The following is a 4,937-nucleotide window of genomic DNA, read 5'->3' on the forward strand; positions in this document are numbered from 1 at the left end:
ACGAAGTCAGCTCAAAACAGTGTTTTGAGGTTGTAGATGAAACTGACGAAGTCAGTAATCATACCTACGGCAAGGTGACGTTGACGCGGTTTGAAGAGATTTTTGAAGAGTATAAGTCTTTGATTTTGAGACTAAGGAGAGTCAGGGTCAAAGTAGTGAATGATTCTGAAACAACTCATAATACTCTCTTGAGAGGACAGATAAGAGTAACAAATATGGTGCTACTCATGTGTCTTGCATTTTGATTTACAAACAGCGAAGAAAATATAGGAAGCTGAAATAAAATATAGATGAATCAATTTGGAGAGCCAACGTAATCTGTTGTAGATATAATATCTTAGCGATTTATTGGTATTAGAAGATTTAGAGAAATTATTTCTCAATAAATAAACATGGCATCACCGAAACTGAAGAAGCGGTAGTGTTCTTGGATGGCATGGTGGTAGGCATCTAAGACTAATTCACGGCCTGCAAAGGCAGAAACCAACATGACCAGAGTTGATTTTGGCAGGTGGAAGTTGGTTGAGAAGGCATCCACGACCTTCCACTCATACCCAGGTTTGATAAAGATATTGGTCCAGCCAGAATCTGCTTGGATTTGCCCATCAAACTTGGAACCAATAGTCTCCAAGGTGCGGATAGAAGTGGTTCCGACAGCGATGACGCGACCACCATTTTCCTTAACAGAGCGAAGGGTGGCAGCAGCTTCCTCAGAAAGTTGGTAGAATTCTGAGTGCATTTCGTGTTCGTCCAGATTGTCAACTGAAACGGGTCTAAAGGTTCCGAGTCCGACATGAAGAGTCAGATAAACCAGATGAACACCCTTAGCTTGGATTTCTGCCAGTAGTTCTTTGGTGAAATGAAGACCAGCAGTAGGTGCAGCAGCAGAGCCACTTTCCTTGGCGTAAACTGTTTGATAGCGTTCACGGTCATCCAGTTTTTCATGGATATAAGGCGGTAGCGGCATTTCACCCAGACTTTCCAAAACTTCTAGGAAAATTCCTTGGTATTCAAAGCGGACAATGCGGCCCCCGTGGGTCAATTCTTCCGTAACGACTGCGCTGAGGCGACCATCACCAAAGCTGACACGAGTGCCAACTTTGAGGCGTTTGGCAGGTTTTGCCAGGACTTCCCACTCATCTCCAGCAGTATTTTTGAGCAGGAGAAGTTCCACATGGCCTCCTGTTTCTTCCTTTTGACCATAGAGGCGGGCAGGGAGAACGCGGGTGTCGTTCATGACAAGGGCATCACCAGGTTCCAGCATATCAATAATAGAGTGGAAGTGTTTATCCTGCATTTCTCCCGTCTCACGATTGACGATGAGGAGTTTAGAGGAATCACGTTTTTCAAGGGGCGTTTGGGCAATCAATTCCTCGGGTAAGTGGAAATCAAAATCAGCTGTATTCATATATCTGTTCATTCTTTCTAAGTTCTAATCCTATCCATTATAACATGTTTCAAGTTTGGACGCTCTTTTTTTAGAAATTAAATCGTTTTCACTTGACAAAAATTGGTCTATACCATATAATAAATATAGATAGAAATGGAGGATGAAAAGATGAAAGTTATTAAAGTTGAAAACCAAATCGAAGGTGGAAAAGTTGCTTTTGAGATTTTGAAGGAAAAATTGGCCAACGGCGCTCAAACTCTAGGACTTGCGACAGGAAGCAGTCCACTTGAATTTTACAAGGAAATTGTTGAGAGTGACCTTGATTTTTCAAATCTAACCAGTGTCAACCTTGATGAGTATGTAGGCCTTGAAGGCGACAATCCTCAGTCTTATCGTCACTTCATGCAAGAAAACTTGTTCAACCAAAAACCATTTAAAGAAAGTTTCTTGCCTCGTGGTGTTAAGGACAATGCTGAAGCTGAAGTTGAACGCTACAACCAAATTTTGGCTGACCATCCAGTTGACCTGCAAATCTTGGGAATCGGTCGTAATGGACATATCGGATTTAATGAGCCTGGTACTCCATTTGACAGTCAAACGCATCTAGTAGAACTGGATCAGTCTACTATTGAAGCCAATGCACGCTTCTTTGACAAGATTGAAGACGTCCCAACCCAAGCCATTTCAATGGGGATTAAAAACATCTTGGATGCCAAGTCAATCCTTCTCTTTGCTTACGGTGAGTCGAAAGCAGAAGCCATTGCCGGAACGGTGTCTGGTCCAGTGACTGAGAACCTACCAGCAAGTAGCCTACAAAATCACCCTGATGTGACCATCATTGCAGATGCTGAAGCACTTAGCTTACTTGAAAAATAAGAACAATTAAAAATGAAGACTATTCATATTTTTCGTATGACTAGCTCAACTAATGTATAAATGCAAAAAAGGCTAAATTCCCAAACTAAGTTCCACCGCTAATCCAAGTGGAAGTTAGTCTGATAAAAATCGTAAAAACCAGTGGAATTCCATGTCAGGGTAAGTTCCACTGGTTTTAATCATGCTTGATTTCATCGCTTTTGTAGCCAGAATGAATCGAAAAAAAGAGCGCACAAAATCCCTTTATCTGAAAGCGTTTCAGATAAAGTTCCGCTATGGTGGAAATTACTTTGAGAAGTTACCTCTCGTATATAATCAATATTTTTAAGAGTTTTTAATATTCAAATGATATAAAAATTGATATAATAGGTTATAAAATTATAAAATCGTTCTAGGCTTCTTACTTTCTGAAAGATATAAGGAGGTCGCTTCTTATTTTTAAAAATCTTAGAGTACAATATGCTTTTGAGATATTTTGAATAAGATAAAAAGAAAGGTAACAATGAAACAATTTAAATTTAATGAGCGTCAACGTTTCTCCATTCGCAAATTTTCAATGGGTGCTGCATCTGTCTTATTAGGATCAGTCTTTTTTGCGGTTAGTTCAGTTGAAGATGTACAAGCGGCTGAACAAAGTCAAAATGTAGTGGGTGTGAATGAGAATAAACAAACTCCTGATCCTGTTATATTGAGTAACTCATCTACTACAGGTGTGTCTACTGAAGAAACTAATACTTCAGTTTCTGCTACAAATGTTGAGAATAAACCAGAGGGAGATGTGGTAGGAAGCTCAAAAGAAACTCTAAATAAAACAGCCTTAACAAAATTAATTGAAGATATTGATGGGAAATTTACGAACGGGAAATATGCTTCTAAAACAGAAGATAGTGTGAATCAATTAAAAACAGCCTTAGATGAAGCTAAGTCTGTATTAAACAATGCAAAAATACAAGAAGAATTAACTAGAGCATATAATAAACTTGTTACAGTAACTACACAGCTAAAAACAAAACCAGAAGAGAAAAAAGAAGCACCAGCAGTAGATACGACAAATGGAAAAGCTACTGTAGGGATTAAAGCAACGAATACTGAAAAAGTTACAGAAACTAATTCAATTGCACACTCAGGTTCTAGAGATGAACGTAATGGAAAAGCTTTGAATACAAATAACCCATTCCGTACAGATGCAACTACTACAAATGATGACCCGTCTGCGAATCAAACGTATATTGCACCGGCAGAGAATGCTGATTTTGCTACTTTAACTAATAAATTAAAAACATTGCCTAACTATATTGAGAATAATAAAAAAGTACAAGATATGAATACTTTAGGGGATGAAAAAGGAGTTACAGCTGGAAGAGTTGCTGAAATTACTGAATTTGGTGGCTGGAAAGCAGTAAGTCAAGAAGATGGAAGTGCAGGGAAGTTTGCTATAGCAAGAAAAACGGAGAAAGGCGTTTTTCCAATAGAAACGGTAAACGTTGTTGGTCCTTCGAAAACAGCTTGGTTAGAAGAACAGTCATTTAATAGAGATAGAAATTATATGTTATTCTTATCAGAAGTGAGAACTCAAGCTACTCAAAATAAAGAATCTTATAATAGTCAACCGTATGAATCTAACCAGAAAGATAGTATGGGACAAATTGTTTCGATAGGTGTAAAAGGTTATAAAGGTATTGAAAAGAGATTTAAAGTATATCATTCTCAAGATGAGACAAAAGTAAATGTACAGTTTAAAACTGGATATAGCGGGCTTATGGAAGGAGACGGACAAAAGTCAAGAGCCAAATACAAAGTAGAGGTATTTAGTGAAGTTAATGGTTCAGAATCATTGGTATATTCTACTGAATTTGACCCTGGAGTTAATGTAGATGATGCGAAGAAAACAGTTGTAGCTGCAGTAAATGGTAAACCTGCTAAGGGAAGTCTTAGAGTGACAACTGCCGCTGCTGCATTAGAAGAATTGTCTCAAGACAAATATAAACCTTTAGGAACTGGAGGAACTTTTACTAGTAAAGAGATTACTTTGCCAGTGGGAACTAATTCATATAAGGTTAGAATTAGTTCGGCTAATGACAGACACTTGTAACGAGTACGGATGTTAAGAAGACAGCAGAATATAAAGAAGCTTTAGAGTCAACTTTGTTGAAACAATTGGCATTAAGAGTTGATAAAACAGAGTTAAGCAATGCAAAAGAAGCGTTAAGTACCTTAGTAACAGCAACATATCCAACACCAGGCAAAACAGCAGATAGTGCCAAAGCATATAACGCTGCAAAAACAGCTGCACAAGAAGCAATTCAAGCAGCAGAAACAGTTATTAATGACGAAAATGCAACTGTAGCAAAGGTTAGAGATACTTTAGCAACAGTTAATGCCAAAAAAACAGCTTTACAACAAGCCAAAGATGGATTAATCGCAGCAGCCACAGCAGACGAAAAAGCTAAATTAAAAGCAGATTCTGAAGCATTGAAAAAAGCAGATACAAGAGGTAAAACACCAAATAGTATTGATGAATATAATACAAAATTTGAAGCGTTAAAAACACAATTAGAAGAAGCAAAAACTGAAGCTGAAAAAGTTTTAGCAAAAGAAAATAATGCGACTAAAGAAGAAGCTAAAGCAGCACAAGCAAAAGTAGATGCAGTAAAAGCAGTGCTAGATGATG

General features: G+C 37.9%; 3 protein-coding genes and 1 pseudogene. 3 read left to right on the forward strand and 1 reads right to left on the reverse strand.

The genetic code is table 11. The features are described from left to right. Positions 1-379: 379 nt before the first annotated feature. Positions 380-1,408 (reverse strand): tRNA preQ1(34) S-adenosylmethionine ribosyltransferase-isomerase QueA, encoded by a 1,029-nt coding sequence (queA, locus tag HT697_RS01975; protein ID WP_057487667.1) that lies wholly within the window; start codon positions 1,406-1,408, stop codon positions 380-382. A 150-nt stretch (positions 1,409-1,558) separates the two neighbouring features. On the opposite strand from queA, the gene HT697_RS01980 reads away from it, so the two are divergent. The 3 genes and pseudogenes from HT697_RS01980 to HT697_RS01990 all read left to right on the forward strand — a co-directional run. After that, positions 1,559-2,266, forward strand: coding sequence for a glucosamine-6-phosphate deaminase (locus HT697_RS01980; protein ID WP_173261945.1), 708 nt, complete (start codon positions 1,559-1,561; stop codon positions 2,264-2,266). 502 nt (positions 2,267-2,768) lie between these two features. Then, positions 2,769-4,358 (forward strand): YSIRK-type signal peptide-containing protein, encoded by a 1,590-nt coding sequence (locus HT697_RS01985; RefSeq protein ID WP_173261948.1) that lies wholly within the window; start codon positions 2,769-2,771, stop codon positions 4,356-4,358. A gap of 56 nt (positions 4,359-4,414) precedes the next feature. After that, positions 4,415-4,937: pseudogene (locus HT697_RS01990) on the forward strand (FIVAR domain-containing protein); the annotation flags it as partial.

It is taken from the genome of Streptococcus sp. 1621 (genome assembly GCF_013276615.1).
GTDB lineage: Bacteria > Bacillota > Bacilli > Lactobacillales > Streptococcaceae > Streptococcus.

Bases quoted from the DNA above. Each gene is read 5' to 3' on its own strand.
- queA (WP_057487667.1), bottom strand. From the start codon at position 1,408: ATGAATACAGCTGATTTTGATTTCCACTTACCCGAGGAATTGATTGCC.
- HT697_RS01980 (WP_173261945.1), top strand. From the start codon at position 1,559: ATGAAAGTTATTAAAGTTGAAAACCAAATCGAAGGTGGAAAAGTTGCT.
- HT697_RS01985 (WP_173261948.1), top strand. From the start codon at position 2,769: ATGAAACAATTTAAATTTAATGAGCGTCAACGTTTCTCCATTCGCAAA.